This is a genomic window from Desulfonema magnum (assembly GCF_017377395.1).
GTDB lineage: Bacteria > Desulfobacterota > Desulfobacteria > Desulfobacterales > 4be13 > Desulfonema_C > Desulfonema_C magnum.
On record NZ_CP061800.1, the window covers coordinates 412,462 to 431,662 of the forward strand.

The 19,201-nt window shown below is 44.4% G+C and carries 7 protein-coding genes; 2 read left to right on the top strand and 5 right to left on the bottom strand.

The annotated features are described in order from the left end of the window. Window positions 1-39: 39 nt before the first annotated feature. Window positions 40-8,559 carry a CHAT domain-containing protein gene (locus dnm_RS01665; RefSeq protein WP_207680988.1) on the bottom strand — a complete coding sequence of 2,840 codons (8,520 nt, stop codon included), beginning with the start codon at window positions 8,557-8,559 and terminating at the stop codon, window positions 40-42. 756 nt (window positions 8,560-9,315) lie between these two features. Here dnm_RS01665 and dnm_RS01670 point away from each other — a divergent pair. Together dnm_RS01670 and dnm_RS31095 are read left to right on the top strand one after the other, a co-directional pair. Beyond that, window positions 9,316-9,708 (top strand): hypothetical protein, encoded by a 393-nt coding sequence (locus dnm_RS01670; RefSeq protein ID WP_207680989.1) that lies wholly within the window; start codon window positions 9,316-9,318, stop codon window positions 9,706-9,708. Beyond that, window positions 9,693-10,310: a lytic transglycosylase domain-containing protein gene (locus dnm_RS31095; RefSeq protein WP_207680990.1), complete on the top strand. Its 618-nt coding sequence runs from the start codon at window positions 9,693-9,695 to the stop codon at window positions 10,308-10,310. Before dnm_RS01670 ends, dnm_RS31095 begins: the two co-directional genes overlap by 16 nt. Window positions 10,311-10,319: 9 nt before the next feature. Here dnm_RS31095 and dnm_RS01680 read toward each other — a convergent pair whose 3' ends face one another. The 4 genes from dnm_RS01680 to nrdD all read right to left on the bottom strand — a co-directional run bounded on the left by dnm_RS01680 (window position 10,320) and on the right by nrdD (window position 18,981). Further along, window positions 10,320-10,907: a hypothetical protein gene (locus dnm_RS01680; protein WP_207680991.1), complete on the bottom strand. Its 588-nt coding sequence runs from the start codon at window positions 10,905-10,907 to the stop codon at window positions 10,320-10,322. Window positions 10,908-11,021: 114 nt separating this feature from the next. Then, the gene (locus dnm_RS01685) at window positions 11,022-11,420 is read right to left on the bottom strand and encodes a hypothetical protein (RefSeq protein WP_207680992.1); all 399 of its coding nucleotides are present in this window, start codon (window positions 11,418-11,420) and stop codon (window positions 11,022-11,024) included. 115 nt (window positions 11,421-11,535) lie between these two features. Beyond that, window positions 11,536-12,234: an anaerobic ribonucleoside-triphosphate reductase activating protein gene (locus tag dnm_RS01690; RefSeq protein WP_207680993.1), complete on the bottom strand. Its 699-nt coding sequence runs from the start codon at window positions 12,232-12,234 to the stop codon at window positions 11,536-11,538. A 126-nt stretch (window positions 12,235-12,360) separates the two neighbouring features. Further along, the gene (gene nrdD, locus dnm_RS30770; protein ID WP_246556167.1) at window positions 12,361-18,981 is read right to left on the bottom strand and encodes an anaerobic ribonucleoside-triphosphate reductase; all 6,621 of its coding nucleotides are present in this window, start codon (window positions 18,979-18,981) and stop codon (window positions 12,361-12,363) included. Between the last annotated feature and the right edge of the window lie 220 nt (window positions 18,982-19,201).

Here is a 19,201-nt window from a genome sequence, read left to right on the forward strand (position 1 = left end):
TCCCTTTTTATCCTTTATTATCAAACAGCTAAAAGGTCGTCAATAATGGTCTCCCACCAATGTAAACGCGCCCCAGTATCCCGGATGCGGATACCGCTTCTTTACATGGAGAATCGCCCGTGTCAGCGCATCTGCTTTGTTATGCGTCACATATTCCCGATAAAACTGCCGGATCAGAATTGCAGTTGAAATATCACTCACCCGCCACAGACTTGACACAAGGGTATGCGCGCCCGCATAGAAAAACGCACGGTTCAGCCCGATCACATCGTCTCCGCGTGTCACCTTGCCAAGTCCTGTCTGACAGGCACTCAGAACCACCATGTCCGCATTGATCTTTAACCCAAAAACCTCGGCAGCCTCAAGATCGCCGTCAGCGTCCATATCTTTTGACAATTTTATGGCTGAAAAAAGCGGATTAATCGGCTCGAACTCGCCATGCGAAGCCACATGAATGATACCGAATTTTTCAATATTACGCACCACCCAGGATTCCGTGGCTTTCTCTTTTGTCAATATCGTAATATCCGGGAAATTCCATTTTACCGATTCCACCTCATGTTCCGCAAACGGAAGATCAAACGCCGCATCTCCCACATCCGGATTTCCAATGGCAAGCACTTTCAGATTTTTATCATCTCTCCGCTTGCTCAGGGTATATTCCAGCACACTTGCTCCGGGCAGATAGAATAGCGGAAACCGGTCAATAAGAAAATTCCTCTGATCTGACAGCGTGGCATAAGACAGGTAATGAAGCGCACCATGAGGAATGATCCCCAGCATTCTGACACCGTCAAGACCCGATATAACCGGCGTAAGCAGCCATTTGAACAGCTCCTCTGACTGATCTTCAAGCGGTTCCAGATTTTGAATCATTCTGCGATAATCGAGAATCGCCTGTCCCAGAGACTCGCGTCCCACAGGCGTGCGAAAGAGCCGGATGCTGTCACTCCGAACCAGCCAGCAAAATATCTCATCCGGCAGCACATAATAGGCAAGAAGTCCCACATCCGGTTCAAGCAGGCTGAGGAGCTTCTCCGCGTTAATGGGTCTGACAGATACAAGCGAGGCCAGTTGCGGATTTTCAGCCTGTATCTCAAGCATGATATTTTCAAGATCATTGCGAAATCCCTGTAACGCGTGCGTGTATATGCTTCGTTCCGCGTCATCAGAAGACTGTGCAGCGAGGGTCTCATATTCCCGGATTCTCGCTTTGATGACCTGTTGGCGATTGTAAAGGGTCTGGTCGGTATCCCTGCTTAAAGAAAGATGCTGGTTGCCCAAAAGGTCTAAAAAATTTCTGGCACGGGAACGCTCCGCAATCTCAAAAGACTCGACAGGTCTGCCCATATCTGCCAGCAGTCTGACCAAATCTTCATACACAGCGAGTTTGTTCGCAATAAAACTGTCCTTCAACTGGTCAATTTTGATATCCGAGCGAATGCCTTCAATCACGGCAGTGGCTTCAAGCAGCAACTTCTCCGCTTCCCGGCGATATGATAGCTCCGAAGATTTTGAAACCTCGGAAGTCCCAAGGCGTGACAGAGGTATTTTTGCAAGCCCATAAAGCGAACGCCACTCCGTCTCCCGGATGACCATGGATTTGGACAATGCCAGTGCTTTTTCATAAGCTTCTTCGGCGTTGTCATTATTACCAAGTACGAAATACGCCTCTCCTAATCCGAGCAGCGATTTTGCCTCATTAATACGGTTTCCGATGGCGTGCGCTTCTGAGGCTGCTTCTGCAAATAACGGAACCGCTTTGTCAGCCTCTCCCATTTTGAGCAATGTGAGGGCGATGTTACGAAGATCATAAGCAATGGCCCATCTGGATCTGAGTCTCGTATCAATATCAAGGGCATCGTCAAGTGTCTTCAGCGCATCCTCATACCGTCCCATTTCCCGATACACAAGGCCGATATTATTTAACGTGGCCGCGATCTCATCATCACGGGCCTTCAGCGTCTTTGCCACGGACAATGCTTTTCCGAGTTCGTCCAAGGCTTTTTGATTATCGCCCAATGTCCACCATGTCAGCCCGGATGTGTTCAGGGTCATGACCTCTAACAGCGGAAAGCCATTTTCCCTTGAAATACGGTAAGCAGTGCGTTGCAGTTTAAAGGCGTCTTCATACCGCGACTGATACCAGGCATTGTTGGCCTGTTCAATGATGATCTTCGCCCTGAGACGTGAGTTCTCCGGTTCTGATTCAATGCGTTTCAATGCCTCAAGATACTGCTTATCCGCGTCCGGAAAATTTCCCAGGAGGCGATAACATCTGCCAATATGCAGAAGGCATTGTGCCGCGCCCCCGGTCTCTTCCATATCCTGATAAATGGACAGGGCTTTCTCATAGTTTTGCATCCCGAGGACATACTGACTCAGACGGAGATCATAGATTCTGCCGATATTGACATATTGTGCCGCGAGCAATTCATCTTTGCTCAGCGTATCACTTAACGACGCGGCAGATTGAAACCGGACAATGGCCCGGTCATATTCTGTGGCGTTTTCCAACACCACGCCCAGTTCTGCCAACGCGGATGCCTGTTTCATCTCAGATTCCAAATTCGCCAGAATCTCCACAGCTTCTTCTAAAAGAGGAATGGCTTTTTCATGCTGCTCAAGCTTTGCATGAAGAAGACCGGTCTTGAGAAGGGCTTCTGCATGATCCTCGGTGTCAGGTTTTTCCTGAACCATGCGCTCTGTGAGCAGTTGTGAGTAATTAAGGGATTTTTCAATTTCCCCGACTTTATATGCGCTTTCCCTGGCATAAAGGTACAAGAGAGAAAGATAACGATGAAAGGATTCAGTCTCTTTTGCAATAATGATGGCATTTTCAAACAAAGACAGCGCTTCCCCCGGGCTGTTGTTCTCAAAGGCTTTCCGACCATCTCTGACATACTTCTCAAAATGTTCTCTGCCAAACGCGGCAGATTCCTCAGCGCTCATCCCCTGATATCCCAGCAGTATCCACTGAGGCGTGACAAGGGGAAACCGGGACGTGGCGATTCCCATGGACTCAGCCGCGGAGCGGGTCGTGTAAGCCTTGAGAAATTCCCGGCTGAAATCCGGATCAGTTACCGGCTGAACTGGCAATATGACACTGGGACACCCGTAAACAGAGAACAAATGACCCATCAGATATGCCTCGTCAAAATTGGCTCCCAGGAGGACCGCAAGAGAAAGATCAGAGAATGAATTCATGAGCAGGTGTTCAATCCGAAATCTCCGTCCCTTATCAATCTCCACGGCAAAAAAACGCTCAGGATATTCTCCCGCGCGTGTGGGCACTGAAGACGTGAGAGAAACGCTGTTTGATAATAAAAGCGTATGAATGTTTGAAACTTGAATATTTTCAGCATCCGGAAGTGTCTGAATATCATACTGCGGTAAAGGGTTATCCAATGACGGAACTGCCAGAAGCGCATGTTTGAATGGCTTCCGATTCATAAAAGAACGGAACAGATGGGTCGCGCTTAACGCATAAATTTCATGCCCCGGAACTGCCAAAGGATTTTCATAGGCAAGATATGCCGGGCCATCCTGGGGAACGGAGATGTTTTCAAGCGTGTCTGTTATTGAAGCCTTTATCTCATCAGGAAAGAGGGTAAAGATGACAAATCGCTCTCCTGTTCTGAACACCCGGATCAGGGTCCCGTTTTCAGGCAGATGCTCCATAATGTCTATGGCTTCAAAAGACTCCGGGCCAAAAAAGAGAATCATATTGGCAAATTTTTCTTCAGGTTTTCCGAAAATAGCCTCTTCTCTCAACTGCCTGTATTGTTCGGCAAGTCTGCGGAATTCAATGCTCGGCCCTTTTAAATCAGAGCGGTCCGCGGCTTCTTCGGCGTGGACTGCAATTCCTAAAAGCATCATGATCATTTCCTGGGTTTCTCCTTCAGGCAGGAGGCGGACAATATCCGAAAGTTTGGCTCGATCCTCTCCCATCTTTAAGCGGAGCAGTTCAAGTTCACGATCCAGGCTTTCCTCTGAAAAGACTTTTTCCTCCCCTTCAGCACCGGCTATCTTTTTACGCAATTTGTATATTCGTTCCAACCGTTCATAATTATGACGATAAACTGCTTTTTCTTTTCCCGGTATCTTACCGATCAAAGCGGCCATGCGGTTAAACCGCTCCAACTCGGAAAGATGCTCCGCAAGATTAAACGCCTCCTCAGTCTTATTCTCTCTCACCAGATCAAGCACCAGGGGACCGAAAGTCATTGTAATTTCCCGGGGCCCGCAGCCGGCGCTCAGAATTGTCACAGATTCCAGCACGTCAAGACTCTCTGACAAACGCCCCAGCCCCGCAAGCGCCCGCCATTTCAAATCCGGCAGCATCGCTCTTTCAGACAATTCAAGTGCTGTTTCAAAATACTTCCCAGCCTTTTCTCTTTCCCCTAAAATCAGCGCAGCCCGTGCCATGTTAAGATGAAGTGTTGAAACAAGGGAGAGGGTTTCCCGATCACGCGTTTTCTCCTTTTCGAGCAGCTGAATTCCCCGGGTGAAATGCGACACCGCATTTTGCAAGGCCCTGAGTTCAGAAACGGTTTTCTCCAATTCAGAACCATCTGTTTCGTATTCTGAATCCCGCATTCCGCATGCCATCGCATAAACACCCATTTTGTTATGATAAATTGCCGCAACAGGTTTTCCTCCGGCCAACGGGTTTTTCGCCAGCAACTGAGAAGTTTCCCTGTCCAGTTTCCAGTTTCCAGTTTCCAGTTTCAAGTCTCCGGTTTCCAGTTTCGCCATGTTGGTTACATTGATGGCTGTGCTGACAGGATTTCGGAGGCGGAGCGACAGTTCTGCCGAGCGGTGAAAGTATTTATAAGCGTCCGAGAATTTTTTTCTCGTGTATGCCAGATGAGCAGCCCGGTGATACAAAAGAGATACGCCATACGCGTCTTTGTCAGAAACAGGTTTGTCAGGAGGATACTGGGCAAGCTGCTTTTGAATGGCTTCTTCCGCAGGTATAAGTTCACCTCGCTCAATGCTGATCCGGGAGATGAACGCCTCTGCAAGCCGTATCTCCTGATCAGATGAAAAACCTTTGCCCGCGGCAGTGGAACCCGCATCATTCAGAGAAATTCGGACATTGATATCAATGAGTCCTTTTCCGTTGTCCTCCTTTTTTTCAGGCACGCCGTACTTTTTAACAAGCCCGATCACCTGGGAAAAATCTTCAGCAGCCTCATGCAGCAGTCTCTGACGTTCTTCGCCGGAAAGGGTTCCGGCCAGCATGTAGGTGTTATATGCCTCAGAACGCTTATTTTTCGGCAGATTCTGATAAAATCGGAGTTTTTCATTCAGTAAAAAAACCGCGTGAAAGGTTTTCATGGCATTCTCCCAGTCTTCTCCTTCCTGATAAGCAAGACCGAGACGGTCAAGCATTTCTGCTCTGAGTTCAATGAGACGTTCGGGGAATTCAAGCGATTCTCTCACCTTCAACAAGAAATTTGACAGGGTTTCACGGAGATATTCAGGATTGATATCCGCGTCTTTGACATCTTTTTGCAGCGAAATAATCTCACGGTTTAACGCTTCCTGCTCTGACAGCAAACCTTCAATGCCTTTTTTGTAGGATATCCATTCCCGCGCAGGCGGCGGAAAAGGCTTCCAGGTAAGCCTTGCCAATCCGAGGTTTATCTGAGACTGGCGTTTGGCAATGGCTTTTGCTTTTTCGCTGAGATCGTCCTGTGTCAAAGCCGGAGAAACGATCCGATCCATGACATAGCGGTTTATTTTATCAAAAGCCCCGGATGCCTGCTGAGGCTCGATATGGGAATTTATCAGATCAAGGGCCTTTGTGAAAGCAGCAATGGTCTTTTCGGTTGCTTTCTCCTGAAACGCGGAAGCGCCCAGCCGTCTGTAAAACAATATTTCCGTGTTAGTGTTGTCAAACGGTTTTTTCGTGTCCACGCGTAATGAATAATATTGAAACGCCTTATGGTACTGTCCCAGGAGATAATAGATATTACCGAGATTAAGAAGCAAATTTGCGGCATTGTCCGGGTTGTTCTTGTGGTCGTTCAGGAAATACGCTTTTTTATAGGATTCCAACGCCATTTCCAGATTTCCCTTTTCTCCGTAAACTGTCTCAAATACCTCTGAAACATACCCCAAGGTCTGGTGAAAATATTCTGTCTGTCCATTGTAATAAATGGCCTGAGTCAGCAGTTTTTTTGCTTCCTCCAACGAGCTTTTATCTTCCAGATAGGTAAGACACAGGGCAGAGGCGTACAAGGCAACGGGATCATTTGGATGCTGTTGCAGTTTTTTTCTGTAGGAATTCAGCACATCATGAATATCCCGGGACGCTGCTGCACATTTGATATACCCACGGTGCGCTTCAATAATAGCGTCATCATATGCAATGAGCTGCTTAAAATTTTTCCTGGCTGATGGAATCTCCCCCAGACGATAAAGATATTCTCCGGCTGCAATGGATTTACGGATATATCCGGCTCTGGCCAGGTGGTAAATATTATCCTCATAAGCTCTCAGACCGAGTTCAGTTTCATACAGATCAAGGGCCTGACGGAATCTCTCCTCTCTGTAGAGGATTTCTGCCAGAGACAATCTTGCAGCGGCTGTCTGTGTGGTTGGTTTTGAGAATTGCTCAAGGACCTGATAATAGGCAGCTTTGGCTTTGTGCCATTCGTCAGAAGCAAAAAACAAATCTCCCACACGGTTCAGCGCGCCTGCGGACAGAAGCGGATTTGTTTCCTGGTTTTCCTCGGCAATCTTGCGGAGTAATTTTACCTGACTGATGATGTCTGCTTCTCCTGTTTCAGATACGCTGATGTTCAGAATACGATTCACGGCTTCATCTGCCCACACCGTCACATCCGGATAAGTACTGATCACGGACAGGCAGATCGGATAAATTTTCTCCGGGCTGCCGAGCCTGCTGTAAATATCCGCCTTTAAAATCATGGCTTCAGCGACATGTTCCCGCTCTGACTGCAAAAGAGAGAAACCAAGTTTTTCAGATAAACTCAGGCTTCTCGCTGAATAATTCCTGATCACCGCATCAAGTAACCCCAATGCTTTGAGAAGCGCATCTGAATTTTTCCCTTCATCTGCCAACAGCCTGGCACTCTCGATTTCCGCTCGGTTTTGAATCAGCAAATCCTGTTCAGCAGCAATGCGTCTCAGTTTGTCTGAACACTCATTTATAAGCTCAAGCCGCAGGGATTTATTAGCAACATGCCTTAATTCAGCCTGTGTCCGCATGACTCGCTGCTCCATAAGAGAAAAAGCTGCCCAGGGCTGAATATCTCGGTAAGCACATGGGGCTGAGACACCTCCGCAAGTTATGATTTGAAAGGCTGAATCCGCAGCTTTGGGCAAATTCATTTTCTGGTAAATCTTGCCAATTTTATACGCGGCCAGGGCTGCGAAAGATGTTTTATCTGAAAATTTCTCTAAGACCTTGTAATACCCAAGCAAGGTCAGATAAGGATCAAAAGGAATTCTTAGGGAGATTTCCTGCGCCAGCCGGATTTGCTCCTCAGCCTTCTTTAGCAAAGGTATTTGTCCTTCAATCGGCAATGCCCAGCAATTGTTCACACCGCCCCGGTCGGAGAGAAAGAATAACTTGGAACCCGCTGTCTGAGGCTGAAAAGCCGAGTAACTCGCGGAGGTCACGGGAGAGGAAGCGAGGCGTGAGGCGTGAGGCGTGAGAAGTGAGACTTTGTAAACTGAGGCGTTGTCTTTTGTGGTGATCGCTCCGTCTTTGTCTGTGTCAGTGCCAAATCGGGAAAAAAAGACGCGGGTTCCGTCCTTTGACCATGCAGGTAAGAAATCCATGTACGGCCCGCTTGTCAGAGGTCTCACCGTACCGCTTTTCATGTCTGAAAGAAATATGTCTCCCGCGGGATCATGGCGATAACTCACGAAAATGATCTGTGTTCCATCTGGCGAAACTGAAGGGAATGCAGCGTCGCCTTTCATATCTAATGCTCTGGGCGGACGGCTTTTTTCACTGAGGTTCAGCATGACCACTTTCCTCTGCATTTCTCCTGATTTTATCTGATGGAAATACAATGCATTGCCATCAGGAGAGAAACACGGAGAACCATCTTCGGTTTCCCTTCCGGTCAGGCGAACGGATTTTATTTTTTCCTGTCCCGAGTCCGAAGCAGTAAACACAGAACTGATATCCAGCAGATAAATATCGCCTTTCACATCATAAGCGGTTCCGACGTATGCGATAAATTGCCCATCCGGGGAAAAAGCAGGCGAGGATTCTTTTGAAGGATCACGGGTCAGTTGTTTTGGCAATATCACCACAGAGGGATCAACAGAGCGAAGCCAAAGATCGCTGAATCCTTCACGCACGCAAGTGAACACCATCCATTTGCCATCATCGGAGATGGCTGTGTGAAGTACAGGATCAGTTTCAGAGGTGATCTGTTCGGGCAGGTTGACGGAAAGACGTTTGGGGACAGTTTTCTCTGACGCTGCGAGACCGGGAGCGAGCCATAGTATTCCTAAAATAAGGGAAAACACCAACAAACGGATTCGTCTGATAAAGGGCTTCGGACGCATGGGTATCTCCTTCCAACATTCCACTGATTATTTTACCATAATAAATATAACTATCATAAACAGAATACGGATTACAACATTTTCCCAAAAAAATTTCAAAGGGATATTTATCGGTCTGATTGTATCCCAAATCTGGATATCCCCTGATATTTACAAAACGAATTTGGGCTATTACAGAATTTACATCCGGAATCGGAACACCAGTTGTAAAATTAAACATGGTTTAGTCAGATCGTATTGACATATTAGTACTTATATGCTATTTAATTCTGAATTCAGTCACTCGCTAAGTGCATAAAAAAATTCAGGGTGCTGTCCAATGGTCTGAACTGTGATTATAACGGATTGAGGGGAGGGCTGACCAAGCCCTGTAAGGGCGGCATATTTGTAGTAGTAGTAGTAGTAGTAGCGGCAGGTTTGCAGGCCCTCCGCGGGGGCGGCATATTTGCAGCAGCAGGTTTGCAGGCTCCCCCCCTCATAATGAATGCTACAAAGATGTCGCCCCCGCGGGGCTTTACCGCATATGCATCAGGCTAAGATTACAACCTACTGTTTTTATTAACTCTGATTTTGCAGGACGGGGTTTGCAACCCCGTCCGGAATATTTTCCGGATCGCCGCCCGCAAACGTTTCGGACGGGGTTGCAAACCCCGTCCTGCAGCCGTCCCGCATTCTTAGCCTGATGCATATGGGCTTTACCGGCCATCGCCTAAATCCGTTATAGTCAGGAAAAAAGTAAGCAGAGGAGGAGAATTTGTGACAGAAAAACTGGTTAAAACAATAACGCTTGAAAATAATCAGGTATTAAAACTTTATGACGCGTCTCGGAAGATAGCCGGGGACAGATGGCAGCTCACGTTCATTGCAAGAATAGAAATTCCCATATCTGACACATTGTCAGTTGAAAATGACTGGGAAATGATGACTGCGGATGAAATAGAGGAAGTTCTGGGGAAAACTGTGATATTTGAGCAGAAAAGAGAGAAATTTTTTATTGATGAAAAAGAAAAAGATAATGTTTTTAAAAAATTGTATGTTTCTTTTTTAGATAATTCTCTTTCATATTTATCTCATGCTGATTTTGCAAAACGGTTTGTTTTTCAAAAATATAAACAGAAAATGAGCCAACAGTCATGGAATCACACATAAGAAAGATAAGGGTTTTTCGTAATAAAAAAATATCTGTCAGAATTTTATTGGTATTGTTTTTTATATGTTGTTCTGTCTTGCCGGTCAGCGCTGATATATACCAGTATATTGACAAGAACGGCGTCAGACATTTTACCAATGTGCCAACCTCTCAGAAGTACAGACTTTTTATAAAGAAAAAATCTTCTGACCGTTCATATTATTCATATTCCACAGACAAATATGATGATCTTATAAACAAAGCATCACAAATGTATGATATCCCTTTTCCTCTGCTAAAAGCGGTTATCAAAACAGAGTCGAATTTTAACCCGCGGGCAGTTTCAAAAAAAGGCGCACAGGGCCTGATGCAGCTCATGCCCGGAACGGCTGATTTTCTTAATGTTTATGATCCGTTTGATCCGTGGCAGAATATCAGGGGGGGGACGCGCTATTTGAAAATGCTTATGGATCGTTTTAACAAAAACTGGTCATTTGCCCTTGCCGGTTATAATGCAGGTCCTGAGAGAGTTGACCGATACAAGGGCATTCCCCCCTTCACAGAGACACAGAATTATGTGAAAAAAGTAATGAGATATTATCGTACACTGAAAGGGGGATAAATTCGGAGGTTAGCGAGTTTCTCTGACATCAACGGACCAATGCCCGGGGCGGCGTGTAATCCCGCCTTTACGGACATCCTCTCCGACATAGTCCCCGTAGCATTCCAGAATACGCAAAAATATATCTTCCCTGGTATTCAGATAAGACTCAATCCCGGCAAAGACCTCCGTCAGGGTGTCAAAGCACTGGCCGTTTCTCAGATCGGTGAGCCACTTTCCTTTCAAGGTTTTCACATTTTTGCTGATTTCTCTGTTCACTCTCTGCTTAGGCATTAAATAAAGCGTCACCACTGAGAAAAAAAAGTATTTTCTGCGGATATTGTCCCGAATGACAACGCCTGAATTCGGGGCATATGCAAGGACCTTTCTCGCTGCAAGGTCATCTAAAATAAAGAGATGCTCTTCGGGGATTTCCACGCCGGGCCAGTTGCGTGTGACATAACGCTGGCGTTTCTCTTTTACATCAAAGGAAAAATACTTTTTGGTTTTGATGTCGCCAAAAGCAAAGTCAAGTTTTTTGAATGAACCGGAATTATCCTGAAACGGTATCTGATGCGCTTTGAAATATTGTTTCAGTTCCTGCTCAAAGGATAGCATTGCCATAACATATTAAGATAACTATAATATCAAAAATTTTCACAAATCCGGAGTGCAAAAATTTTATTTTTGCAAATGCGAAAATAAAATTTTCGCACTCCGGATCAGACAGAGCTAGAAATTGTATGCAAATGTAAAGCCCACGCCTTTCTTACCCGGACTGAACATGCTGATTTGTATGGCATCATTGAATAATGTGCTGATAACCGCACCTGCAAATGCTCCCATGATATCGGCTGTCAGATCACTTTGGCTGAATTCGTTGCCTTGCTCTGCGCTGTCAGCCAGTTCCTTTGCCAAGCCGGGAATGCTTCCCATTGCCGTGCCAAGAAGCACTCTCTCAGTGGTTCCGAATTCTGTCTTATAATGCAGAAAAGTCTCACTCCCGGCCCCGCATATGGCTGATATGGCAAAATGCTTTTGTGTATCGTCCATTGCGGACATGTCCGTAACAGAGAGAAATAAAAAAACCAAGGCAAAACAGATAACGATCTGATGATTAAATCCGTTCATATAAGCATCCATACCCCTTCACAAATCACCAACCACAAATCACAAATCACAAACCACAAATCACAAACCACAAATCACAAACCACAAACCACAAATCACCATTCCGGAAATCTGTTCACCGCACAACACATTTCTCCACCCAGGGGTCTGCAATTGCTTTAAATCGTATGAGTTCATCCTTATCATAACTGCATTTATTGCCTTGGAAAAATTCAGGGTGCAATACTTCGGTATTACGAAATTCCTGTAAGGCATAAAGCCTTGCGCCATGAATAATATGGGAAATATTTTCAATAATCTGATCATTTACCAGGGGTTTTATGCATGTTGTCTTAAATTCATAAGGCAGACCTGACTCCATGATAATTCGGATACTTGAAAAGATATCACTCGGGTTGCAGTGTTTTTTTATCAGGGGAGAATAACGCAACGGATCGGTTTTGATGTCCATTGCAATATAATCAACAAGTTTCCTGTCTATAAGTCCCTGTATCACTTTGGGGCGGCTTCCGTTGGTATCCACTTTTACGGGATACCCCATGTCTTTGATTTTTTCACAAAGCAAAACCAGATCGTCCTGAAGGGTGGGTTCCCCTCCTGAAATCACCACGCCGTCCAGAAGTCCCCTGCGATTTTTCAGGAAATCATACACCCCGTTTTCTTCCAAAAAATGAGGACATTCCGCACATCCCTTTACAAGATCGGGGTTGTGGCAATAAGGGCAGTTAAAGTTGCATCCTGAAAGAAAAAGGACGCAACTTATCTTCCCCGGATAATCAATAAACGAATTTTTTTGTAAGCCGCCGAAAATCATATCAGTTTTCCAATCATCAGTTATCAGTTGTCTGCCATCAGCTATCAGGTGTCAATCAGTCTCAGCTATCAGGGGTCAGGGGGTCAGTTATCATTCGTCAGTCAGCTAATAACTGACAACTTTTTTTCATGCCACTTTGAACGTCTTTCTTTTGCTAAATTCCACCTGCTTCCCCTTGTTCCATTGCTTTACAGGTCTTAAATAGCCGACAACTCTTGAATAAATTTCAGTTTCAGCACCGCATATAGGACATATTTCCTGCTCTCCGTTCAGATAGCCGTGGGACGGGCATACGCTGAATGTAGGAGTAAGCGTGAAATAGGGAAGTTTGAATTTGTTTGTAATCTTCCTGATCACATTTTTCACCACTTCAATGTCGCTGATCATTTCTCCCAGATAAATATGGAGAACTGTATTGTGTACAAACACAAAGCTGTTGTTCCCCGCCAGATAATTATGATTCTTTTCTGTAGTCAAATCATAAAAATCATTGTCCGCCACTTCTGTTCCCTGCTCGGAGGCAGGGTCAAGTTTCGAAGTGTTCAGAACCCTGACAACGGGCAATTGTCTTTTCAGCCTGTCAGACAGGACTTCTTTTACATAACCCTTACCCCTTTGCAAAGGGATATCCTCTCTTGCCAGGGTTGCCTGGTAACTTGAAATAAATACCCGGTATATATCCGCCTCATTATCTCTTTGGGATGTTTTTTTGTGTTTTGAGACTAATACGCCGGCTATGGAAGACATCTCGACGATGTCATCAGCCAGTTTTTCCGAAACAGTATAATACTCAATAGTGCCTCTTTTTTTGTCAACATGTCCGTCACTGTCAATCAGGCCGGCCAGAAAACCATAAAAATTTTCTTTTGACAAAACACGTTTGACCTCTGACGGAATACTTATTACAGAGGCTTTTTTACCGCCAAAAAAGCGATATTGAAACAGAAAATCTGACACAGCTTTTTTGCTGGTACTTACTTCAAGCAGTTTTTCACTTCGTTTGTCATTTCGGATAGGTCTGACCTGACAGCCAAACAAGCGGTTTAAGATACCTGAAATGTTGTCCAATACCGGTTTGGATTCCGAAAAGAAGTGTGTTTTGTATCTGGTTAAGTTGTTGCCGCCGCGGTTGTCCTTAAATTCGGATATGGAACCGTCACCGATAAAAAAGCCGATAAGATAAGCTGACTCTGAATCAAGCGAACTTTTTTCCGGCAAAAGATTTTGTGAATTTTGCAGAATGTAATCGCCTTTCCTGAGTTCATCAGCCCTTTTTTCCGTAACTTCGTATTTTGACAATTTGACATAATTCTCCCGGCATGTCTGGCTATGCCTCAAATGAGCCGCAAAAGCCTTGACATTTTTAAGGGATTCAGCACACACAGGGCACTGGTTGTCAAAAGAGACTTTTTCCATCACAAAAAAAGGATGCCAGTCACTTGTGGTTATTTCAACCCCTCTTTCGGCCACAACTTTTATCTTATGATGTTTCGCAACATTTATTGTCACGGCATCTGTGATCAGATCCCATTCGCTTTGTCCGGTTTTCGGGTTATAGCTTAATGCTTTTATGGGCGAAAGTGATTTGAAGTGACTGACAATCTCCTCTATTTTTATCGCCCCTTTGTCAGTGATAACCTTGTTGCCCTTCTCAATACAGCCTCCGGTATATTTGGTCTGGAGTTCATCCTGAAGCCTCAGTGTTTCAAAAATGTCATCTGTATAGTTCACAGGCAACTGACTGGAGTTGGTGTAATAAGGATCTTCGCCATTGCAATATCCCTCGTCATTGGCACATGAGATTTCAGGAAACGGCTGCTTGTCGAGCATTGCAAGGCGGTAAGACGTGCCTTCCGCGGGTGTCGCTTCCAGATTGAAAAGGTCTCCGGTTTCTTCCTGAACTTCCGAAATCATGTCGCGAATAAACGCCATGACTCTCAGTGAAAATTCCTGTCCGACCTCGCTGCCAATGTCTTCCCCCAGGAAATTCACACACGCTTCGTTCATACCGATAATGCCAATGGTGGAGAAATGATTTTTCCAGTAAAGCCCGGTGGCCTTTTTAACATCTCTCAGATAAAATTTGGAATAGGGATAAAGATTTTTTTCTGTAAAATTTTCAAGAATTTTTCGTTTGATGCCCAGGCTGTCTTTGGCAATAAAGATCAGCCTTTTCAGGCGTTCAAAGAATTCTTTTTCACTTTTTGACAAATAGCCTATCCGAGGCAGATTGGCCGTCACCACGCCGATAGAATTTCCGCACCAGCTTACCTTACCGTTTCTCCTGACAAAGACGGTATTGTTCTCCACTTCGCAGCAATAGACCTTTCCCGCATAATGGCTTTGAGAGATGTTATGCTTCCGGAGCCGATGATGCTTGGATATCTGCACGCCCACATTATAACAGGTTTTCGTAGAAGCGATTTCACAACCTTTTATAAAAGTGACTTTGTCCTTGCTTATGCCATAGGAACCAAGTTTTCCGATCTTCAGGATAATCTCCTGAACATCACCGGCAAGCATTTTGGATGAAGTCCAGTAGTTTATCTGCCCTGTTGTTTTTCGCACATGTCCGTCCCCTTTCACCATCCATTCAAAGAGGATGTTCAACTGCCTTTTGGCGAGCTTCTTTATCTCTTTTGGGACATACTTCTCATGACATTTTCCGAACTGCCTGAGATAAGTCCACAACTGCTTATTACAGATGACATAATGGTCAGACTCCGTAGCATAGCGGAATGGGAGACGATCCAAAACCCCCTCAATTTCCTCCCGGATATTTTCTTTCTTTTGTGTGATAAAAATCCTGTATCCATGAGAGGGTGCGATGTTTTCGTTGTCAAAGCTTCCTTCTGCCAGCCAAAAGCCGAAGAATCTGAGCCAATCATCCATATTTATTTTAAGAGGCTCCCTGATCACTTCATAAGGCGTATTTCCCTGTGCGCCATATTTCGTGAACTTTATTTCAGGCAGAACAAACCATTCCGCTTCTTCACCTGTCCATGTCCCCTTTTTTGGGATGCGGTGGTTATTGACATCAAAATCTCCGGCTTCCACAAAGTCTCTTTTCTCCTTGCCGTTGTTAATTTTGTCAATCACCATCCTGTGGTTCGGAGTAACACACAAATCCAGAGACCTTGCATTGAAATTATACATCGCCCCTTCGTAATCATACTGAAACAGTCTTTTGGGCTTGTGCAGTTCTATTATATTATCCTCGGACAGGGTGAAAACGAGGTCTCCTTCGGATAAATCCATGAAGTATTTCCACCCTTCTTCCGTCAATATTTCGGTTTCCTCATCATAACATCCGGTTAAAGGATTCGCTCCGAAAAGGCCGCCGCCGCGTTTGATAAGCTCTCTGTTGTCTAAGCGAAGCCGGCAGCACATAGAACGGGCGTCATCCGGCGACATGTCGGAGTTCACAAAGTTAGAAAAATAGGGCGTCCCGAACTTACCGGTCATTTGCCATATTTTGTTCAGATTGGGATTGTTCCAGTCAAAATCTTTGGTGATATTATAAGTCGGAATGGGAAATGTGTTGTGAAAAACAATACTGTTCGCCCCGATAAAAGACTCGTTATCTTCCACAGAAAAATCATAAACATACCCGGAGTAAACAAAATCTTCGATGGAGGTGATTCTTTCCAGAAACAGGTCCCCGTGGATAATCTTCTCCAGCAGGTCATCCTGCAGCTCAGAATTTTCCGAAGCAGCTTTGTCTTTTAATTCCTGATACAAGGATTTGATTTTTTCAAGGCTCAGGTTGTCCCTTTTATATTTCTCAAAATCCTTTACCTGCCAATTGTTTTTCTTTATCAGATTATCTCTGATGTATTTCCATAAAGGAAAGACGTTGTGAACAGACTCATCCTTGCTGAAGTCCAACTGATATACGGTATTCTTGGATTCATATGTGTAATCTCTCACATAGGTTTTATACCCCTTGTACGCGAACAGCACAGGCAGGGTTACTGACATTCTTTTGCTCACAGTCCTTATTTTCAAAGCATCTTTGTTCCCATCTGCTGTAAAATATCCTTCAATGAAGCTTTCAAAATGGACAGAATTCATGACTTCCGCGGGAACATACTTGGTTGTCGCCTGAACATTGCCATCGAAAAAATCATAAAACAGTTTGCTTATGGTATAGGAAATAATGGTAATGCCATGTTCACCTTCATTAAAATGAATCCCGGGAAATACAGTTTCTATGTTTTTTCTGATTTCTTCCAGAACAGTTTCATCTTTGGAAGAGAATTCAACACCTTTGTATGTTGCATCTGTATTGGAATACAGCATGTTCCCATTGCCCGCAAAAAAGCCGAATAACCATAGCAGGACAGGTGAAAGCTCTATGTAACTGCCAAAAGAATCATTATACTTGCTCCCTTTTATTTTCTGTAAAGGCAGGCGGATGTTTTCTTTAAGATGGTCCGTTCGAAATGATTTAGCGCTCAGAATGAAGTCTCCGGGACTCATCTCTTTCACGGGTTTGTGTTTTGCTTCCCCCTCAGATGTGAAAACAAACAAACTATGGCCCTTTGTGACCACCACCTCATTTCCGACATGCGTTCTGACTTTTACACATGTGTTCGTTTCTCTGTGTTTGACAAACCGGGTAATCGGCTTAAATTCAGTTTTGAAAGTGTCTGTGTTAAATGACAGAGCCTCATAATTTAAGGCAGAGACATCTGAAACCCCCTCTTCGGGAAGTTCCTTGTCTATTATGGAACTGATACTGTCCGGAATCAGTTTTTCTTTGTTTTTGTCATATATGATGACCTTTTCTTCAGGATGTAAGCTGAAAACCCTTCCGGTGGCATCCCCTTCCATCATGATCTCAGCAAACGCCTCGTTGAGCATGTTCATTTCATGCTGAAAATCGTTGTAGGTTTCGTTTTTGTACTCGCCGCCGATGATGACCGGATGATCCCTGAACACGGAAGGAACTTCCAAGTCCATGGTAATATTAAAAAAAGGAGTATTGCCAGTAATAAACACCTTTCCGTTTCTTCTCGCGATAACTGTTTCGTTGTCAGTGGTCGGGCACCATATTATCCCGGAATAATCCACCTTTTTTATTTCCATGATGGATGTCCCCTGATGATCTACCAATCGTAATACATAGATCATCTTTGTCCCGATAGTCGGTTCTCTTACAGCAACAGTAAAACCATACTCCGCGTCAACAGCTATCTGCTGAAGACCATTTAATATTTCAAGATTCGTCGTGGTGATTTTACACCCTTCATGTCCATCTGCTTTAAGATATGTTTCAAGAAACAATCTGGCCTGCATCTTATTCATATTCTTCAGGATTTCAGGGATAAATTTAACCGTCTCTCTTGTCTTGAACAAATCATCAAGAATTCTTTGGGAAGATGCAGCGTTCAGCCTTATCATGATAGATGGCCTTCCGAGAGCAGGCGTGGAATTTCTGACGCTGTACTCACAGCCACACTTATCCAGCAAACCAATGATCTCTTCGTAGTTTTCAGGGCTTGCAATCTGAGACTGATATATGGTAATTCTGTGACTGTGGCGGTGTTTTATGTAACTCTCCTTTGATCCCTCAGCAATGATCCATGCGAGCAGTTTTATTTCTTCACCAGAGATATTCTTAGGCGGATTACAGTTTTTTCCGGTTATCGGTATGATTACAGGTGATTTGTACTCCAGAACTTTTTCTATTTCCTCAAGCACAAACCTGTCATCTGTATTGAAAATTTTCCTCACAACCCTGTGACCAGGAGAGATAAGCTGATCCTGAATCCTGTTCTTCAGGTTATACATCTCACCTTCATAATGCTTTGAGAACATTTTTTTCACTGGCAAATCTTCAATTTCCCCGGTTGTCACATTAAAGGTTTTTATTATCTGCCCGACATCAATGTCCTCATATCCTATCCATCCGTCAGGAGTAAGAATTTCGGTATCCTCTGACATACATTGAAAGCCCACCCTTGTAGGAATATTGGCGTTAAAGACAAATTCCTGCATGGCCTGTTTGACTTCCTTGTAATTCAGGCTGTCATAACGCACAAAAGGAGCAAGAAGCGTATCGAAATTGGAAACTGCCTGGGCACCCGCACTTTCCCCCTGGAGTGTATAAATAAAATTCACCAACTGCCCCAGGGCTGTCCTCAGATGCCGGGGCGGAGCGCTTTCCACCTTGCCCGGAACCCCTCTGAAGCCTTGCAGCAGAAGGTCTTTTAAATCCCACCCCACACAATATACGGATAACTGATTCAAATCATGAATATGTAACTCTCCGTTTTTATGAGCATTTCTGATTTCCGGCGGATATATTCGGTTCAGCCAGTACTCCGAGGTGATATCTGATGAAATGTAATTATTAAGTCCCTGAAGAGAATAGCACATATTACTGTTTTCATTTATTTTCCAGTCCAGATTCTGGAGATATTGGTCAACAAGATCAACATTTGCCTTGGTCGCCATATTTCTTATCTGGGTATGCTGTTCTCTGTACAGAATATATGCTTTGGCTGTTTTGGAAAATGAGGAGTCTAAAAGCACCTTTTCCACAATATCCTGAATTTCCTCAACTTCGGGAACAGACTGACACACCTCACGGGCTGAAGTGACCGCCCGAAGCATCAGCTTTTTGGCCTCTCTTTCCCCAAATTCTCCGGTTGCTTTTCCTGCCTTTGAAATTGCTGTTGTAATTTTTGATGAATCAAAGCTGACAATTCTTCCGTCACGCTTTTTTATATTTTCGAACACAAGTAACACCTCGCGATTTTAATTATTTTCCCAAAAAATGACAAAAATTTTTTAGCATTTCACAGGCCAAAAAATCAAAGTCTGTTTTCAACAGACAGTTCTGATTATCGCAATATATTGTTGTATGTCAATCAAAAAAATCAATATGTAGTGTTATGCTTTAGGCGGATTGCAAAGAAAAACAGAAAGGTAAGAGGTAGAAAATTTTTTTTCCGACCAT

Bases quoted from the DNA above. Each gene is read 5' to 3' on its own strand.
- dnm_RS31095 (WP_207680990.1), top strand. From the start codon at position 9,693: ATGGAATCACACATAAGAAAGATAAGGGTTTTTCGTAATAAAAAAATA.
- dnm_RS01665 (WP_207680988.1), bottom strand. From the start codon at position 8,559: ATGCGTCCGAAGCCCTTTATCAGACGAATCCGTTTGTTGGTGTTTTCC.
- dnm_RS01685 (WP_207680992.1), bottom strand. From the start codon at position 11,420: ATGAACGGATTTAATCATCAGATCGTTATCTGTTTTGCCTTGGTTTTT.
- dnm_RS01680 (WP_207680991.1), bottom strand. From the start codon at position 10,907: ATGCTATCCTTTGAGCAGGAACTGAAACAATATTTCAAAGCGCATCAG.
- dnm_RS01690 (WP_207680993.1), bottom strand. From the start codon at position 12,234: ATGATTTTCGGCGGCTTACAAAAAAATTCGTTTATTGATTATCCGGGG.